This window comes from Mesorhizobium sp. CA10, assembly GCF_020165285.1.
Lineage (GTDB): Bacteria > Pseudomonadota > Alphaproteobacteria > Rhizobiales > Rhizobiaceae > Mesorhizobium.
The window spans coordinates 1-4,902 of sequence record NZ_JAIUHV010000030.1 but is presented as its reverse complement, the minus strand read 5'-3'; the positions used below and the strand labels follow the sequence as shown (position 1 = coordinate 4,902).

Annotated in this window: 4 protein-coding genes; 1 reads left to right on the top strand and 3 read right to left on the bottom strand. The window is 63.6% G+C overall.

Going from position 1 to position 4,902, the window contains the following annotated elements; genetic code table 11:
* Positions 1-496: 496 nt before the first annotated feature.
* The gene (locus LB535_RS28735) at positions 497-835 is read left to right on the top strand and encodes a response regulator (RefSeq protein WP_224634575.1); all 339 of its coding nucleotides are present in this window, start codon (positions 497-499) and stop codon (positions 833-835) included.
* 7 nt (positions 836-842) lie between these two features.
* Here the strand turns inward: LB535_RS28735 and LB535_RS28730 are convergent, their stop codons facing one another.
* The 3 genes from LB535_RS28730 to LB535_RS28720 all read right to left on the bottom strand — a co-directional run.
* Positions 843-4,013 carry a CheR family methyltransferase gene (locus LB535_RS28730; protein WP_224634574.1) on the bottom strand — a complete coding sequence of 1,057 codons (3,171 nt, stop codon included), beginning with the start codon at positions 4,011-4,013 and terminating at the stop codon, positions 843-845.
* Positions 4,014-4,227: 214 nt separating this feature from the next.
* Positions 4,228-4,416 (bottom strand): DNA -binding domain-containing protein, encoded by a 189-nt coding sequence (locus LB535_RS29135; protein WP_411969624.1) that lies wholly within the window; start codon positions 4,414-4,416, stop codon positions 4,228-4,230.
* 345 nt (positions 4,417-4,761) lie between these two features.
* Positions 4,762-4,902 (bottom strand): DUF736 domain-containing protein (locus tag LB535_RS28720; protein WP_224634576.1); only part of this gene is annotated, 141 nt, incomplete at its 5' end.

The window sequence follows — 4,902 nt, the reverse complement described above, 5'->3', positions numbered from 1 at the left end:
GAGCCTGGATCCATCTGGCGATCGCGCATGGGATCGGCCTCGGCTTCGCGTCATGACTGGTAATGCCGTTGCTGGATCTGTCGAAGCTGGTCCAGACACGCGCTCCAATGCCGGCTTTTGCTATTGAGCGCCCGTGTATAGCGGACATGTCATTGGGCCGACGCCAGACGGTCTCGCCTTGCTGGTGGCCTTGAGAAAGCGGACCGGCTTGTTGCCTGGCTCCTGGCTTGCGGCTTCTCCGGCGGAGGAGACGGAACCGGGGTCCAACGTTCTCCAGATGAAGCCAGCGGACATGCTCAATCATTTACCTCGAAAACTATGTCTAGACCAAGTTCGTCCTAGACTGCAGCCGGTCGGTTTTCGACGTCGCCAGCAGCAGTTCATGGTAGCGACGGCTGGCCTACGAACGTGGGAACTTTCTTGTGGCGAACCGGTTAGTTTTCTTTGAGGGCAACGGGACGTGGGTTCAATTGAAAATCGAAAGCCACGAATCCTCGTGATCGAGGACGACCTCTTCATCGCAATGGATGTCGAGTACATGGTCGGCGAGTGCGGCTGCGTGCCTGTCGGGCCGGTCTCCAACGTCGAGGCAGGGCTGTTGGCAGTGCGGCAGAACGACCTTGACGGCGCGGTCCTCGACGTGAACCTCGGCGATGAGCGCGTCTGGCCGGTCGCCGATCTGCTTCACGAGCATGGCGTTCCTTTCATCCTCGCGACCGGTTATTCCAGGGTGGAAGTGCCCGAGCGCTTTAAAGAGTGCCAGGTTCTGCACAAACCGCTGACGGAGGCCGCTCTCTTTGCTGCGCTCGACGCGCTCGGTCTCGCGCGGCGATGAGCGGGCCTCAGCGATTTTCATCGCGATCCAACAACATGGCCTTCGCAGGCGCGGTTATAACGCAGCGGTAGCCAGCGGAGGGAAACTCATGCTGGCAGGTGCCACGAAGTTCGTGCTGGGTAGACCGCGAGACGAAGTTGAGGCCGAAACCATTGCTCTTCGGCGGCGCAACGGGCGGGCCGCCACTTTCCGCCCATTCGATCCTCAGCTCGTCGCCGTCGGTCGTGACCCGAGTCCAGTTCAGCGAAACGCGTCCCGCCCCGGTGGACCACGCGCCGTACTTCAACGCGTTCGTGGCGAGCTCGTGCAGGATCACCCCGAGCCCGACCACGACCTGAGGCTTCAGGTGGACCTCGGGTCCTTGGAGGCTCAGCCCGTCGAGCCCCTCGCCCACGAAGGGGGGCAGGACGGCGCCGACAAGGTCATGCAGCCTGGCGCCCTTCCAGTCGCCGCGCGAGAGGATGTCGTGCGACGCGGCCATCGCGTGTAGCTGGCCTGTGAGCACCTTGTGTATCTCATCCTTCGTCTCTGTGTGTTGGGCCGCCTGACGGATCATGGACTGCACACTGGCCAGATTGTTCTTCACCCGATGGTTCAGCTCGGACACCATGTCCGAGAGCCGCTCTTCAGACCGCTTGCGCGCGGTGATGTCGATGAATGTGAGAACAGCACCCTGAATCACGTCGTTCTCGTCGCGATAGGGCAGCATGCGCATGATCAGCGTCTGGGGCTCGCCGTTTCGCGCCTCGACCTCCTTCTCGATCTGCTCCCCACTGCGGATGACTTCCGCCACCTGCTCCTTCAGGGATCCGAGCTCGACGCGGCCGGCGAGTTCGTCCAGCGGCCGCCCCATGTCGTGGTCGCGCAGCCGGAACAGCGGCTTGGCGGGCGGCGTGAAGTTGCGGATGCGAAACTCCGCATCGAGAAAGAGCATCGCTATACGGGTGTTGGAGAAAAGGTTTTTCAGGTCGCTGTTGGCGCGGCTCTGCTCCTCGACCCGCGTCGAAAGCTCATTGTTGACCGTGCGAAGCTCCTCATTGATCGATTGCAGTTCCTCCTTTGAGGTTTCCAGTTCCTCGTTCGAGGACTGCAGTTCTTCGTTTACCGACGAGAGTTCTTCGTTAGAGGCGCGAAGTTCCTCGTTCGAGGTTTCCAACTCCTCCAGCGTGCTCTGCAGCCGTTCCTTCGTCGTCTGAAGCTCCAGCTCCAGTGCACGCACGAGTTCCTCGTCGCCTCCTCGCTGCCTTGCCCGCTCGGTGGTCTGCGCCATCGCGGCGGCTCCCGCCTGAAAGACGACGAGACAACGGCGTTCGCTCGCGTCGGCCCCGGTCAGCGGCTCCACGATCAGCGTGAGGTAACGGCGCTCGTCGCCATGGCCCACGATTAGATCGTCGCGCACGAACCGCTCGCCCGAGGTCAGCACCTTCGCGACGGCCGCCTTGATGTCCACGGCCAGTTCGGTGCGCGCCATCGCGGCCAGGTTCGCCTTCGGCCGGCCGCGCGGCAGCTCGAGGAAAGCGCCGGTGCCCGTCGAAGCATCGAGGATCTCGAAATCGCCATCGACGATGACATAGGCTGGCGTATAGCGCTCAAGCAGTTTTTGCGCAGTGCGGAATGCCGGATCGGTTACGGCAGGTTTCGTGGCCGCATCCTGCCGTTGCATCTCCTGGCGATTCTTGCCGTCACCGCTGGCGATAGGAAATTCGGGCAGCCGCGCGGTCTCGCCCATCCGGCGGAAGATACGGTGCTTCCGGTCGAATTCACCGAAGAGCTTGTCATGCCCCGCGTTCTCGGCAGGGCCGAGGAACAGGAAGCCACCGGGCCGGAGCGCGTAATGGAACACCGGCATTAGCCGCTCCTGCAATCCCGGGTTCATGTAGATCAGCACGTTCCGGCACGAGAGCAGGTCGATGCGCGAGAACGGTGGATCCCGCAGCAGGTTGTGCTGTGCGAACAGGCACATCTCGCGCAATAGCGGACGGATGGTGTAGTGGCCATCCTCCTTCTCGAAGAACCGCTCCAGCCGCTCCTCGTTGACATCGGCGGCGATGCTGTGCGGATAGCGGCCGATACGGGCGAAATGCAGGGCGGCCTCGTCGATATCGCTGCCGAAGATTTTCACCTCCGGCGGGCTCTCCATCCGCGCCCGGGCCTCCTGAAACAGGATCGCCAAGCTGTAGGCCTCCTCGCCTGTGGCGCAACCCGCAACCCAGACGCGCACCTCGTCGTCCTCGGTCTTTTTCTCCATGATCGGGCCGAGTACCTTCGCGGCCAGCGCCGCGAACAAGTCGGTATCGCGGAAAAACTGGGTGACCCCGATCAGCAGATCGCGGAACAGGCGCTCGGGCTCCCGGCGGTCGTTGCGCATCAGGTCGACGTAAGCGGACAGCGTGTCGATGCCCTGCATCTGCATTCGCCGGCGGATGCGCCGGTCGATCGTGCTCGACTTGTAGTCGGTGAAATCATGACCGGTGGCGCGGCGAAGCACATCACAGATCTCGCGCCTTTCGCCATCTTCGACCTCGACATCGCGCGTGATGGGCTTGCGCCGTACGAGGAAGTCGGCGAAAAGCCCGGGCATGTCGGCGACGTCGGCCTCGCGATCGACGAGGCCAGTGCGCGTGGCGCTCAGCAGCATGCTGTCGTATTCGGCCGTCTGAAGCGTCTGGGTCAGCGTCAGCCCGCCCGCCTCCTTCACCGCCTTGAGGCCGAGAGTCCCGTCTGTGCCCGCCCCTGACAGAAGCGCGCAGCCGCTATGCTCCCCCTGATCCTCAGCGAGCGAGACAAGGAAGGCGTCGATGCTGGTGCGCCGCGCGAGCGGGTCGCCGTCCTGCGCTGGCCGCAGCACGCCCTCTCGGATCGTCATCACTTGCCCCGGCGCGATCAGATAGATCTTGTCAGCTTCGATGCGCGTATCGTGCGTAACCTCCTCCACTGGTAAGTCTGCCTTGCGCGCAAGAATGCTCGCGAGTTCGCTCGGCCGATCCGGCGCCATGTGCTGGATAAGCACCCAGGCGATGCCGCTGTCCGCCGGTATGTTGCTGACAAGATTCTGCAGAGCGGCCACGCCTCCGGCCGATGATCCGATCCCCACGATGGGGGGCGTGTTGTTCGTCGCTTTCCCTTCAGCGTTATCGTCGGCAGGCCTGTCGCCGTCGTTGGGGGGTGCCCCTGCCATGTTCTTGCCGTCCTTGTTGGCGTCGTTTCCAGCCTATAGATGTTTCCCTTCGGCTGCGACCCCCCGGCCCGACAGCGGCTGTCGGCCAGAACCTCGCGCGCGCGGGGCGGGGTTTCCGCGGCGAAGGCTGTCTCCCGGACCGGGAAACAGTCGCCCCGCGGGCGGGCTGGCCAAACTCCTGGGCAATAAGTGGACAAGGCGGCGGGGGGACGCCTCAGGAGCGGCGCCGTCGCGCGCGAAGCAATTGGCGATGGCCGCGCTCGACCATCTTCAGGCCGTCGCGCACGAGACGATGCGTCTGATATCGAAAAGCCGAGTCGTGCCAGTCGGCGGTGCTGACCAGTCGGCGACCGAACAAGGCGGTCGCGACTTGCTCTTCCAGACCATCGAGGCATCGCAGCATGTGGCCAGGCGCCGGCGCTGCGCCGCAGTCAACCGCGCGTCGGGAACGTGTTGCCTGTGGATCGAGCCGATGAACCGCTCGATGACCTGCAGCCGGTCGTGTGCCACCGTCGAACGGAATGATGGCGGTAAGCGGTTCGCTTGGCTTGGCTTCGCCAAAAAGCGCCAGTTGCATGCCGCCCGACCGCATATGAAGGCCGACCTAGTGACGCCGGCTTAGGTCCAGCGGTATGTCGAAGGCGCTGTCCTCCCGCGTTCCCTCGCTACAATCAAGCGATCCTAGGCGAGCTTGCGCAATCACCGGCAGGAGACGCCTCACCCGGTACCGGGTGAGGCGGCTGCCAAGTCACTCGCTATTACGGCGGTTGGGGCGGGACCAGATGAGGCTGTGGCCCTCGCCTTCCTCGTCAGCGAAGAGGTTGGCGTAGATCGGAGCGGTGAAGCTCGGATCGTCGAGCTTGAGCCCGAGATAATCGCGGCCCTCGTT

What these genes read in the sequence shown, in the direction of transcription:
- LB535_RS28730 (WP_224634574.1), bottom strand. Translation starts at nt 4,013, where the DNA reads ATGGCAGGGGCACCCCCCAACGACGGCGACAGGCCTGCCGACGATAAC.
- LB535_RS29135 (WP_411969624.1), bottom strand. Translation starts at nt 4,416, where the DNA reads ATGCTGCGATGCCTCGATGGTCTGGAAGAGCAAGTCGCGACCGCCTTG.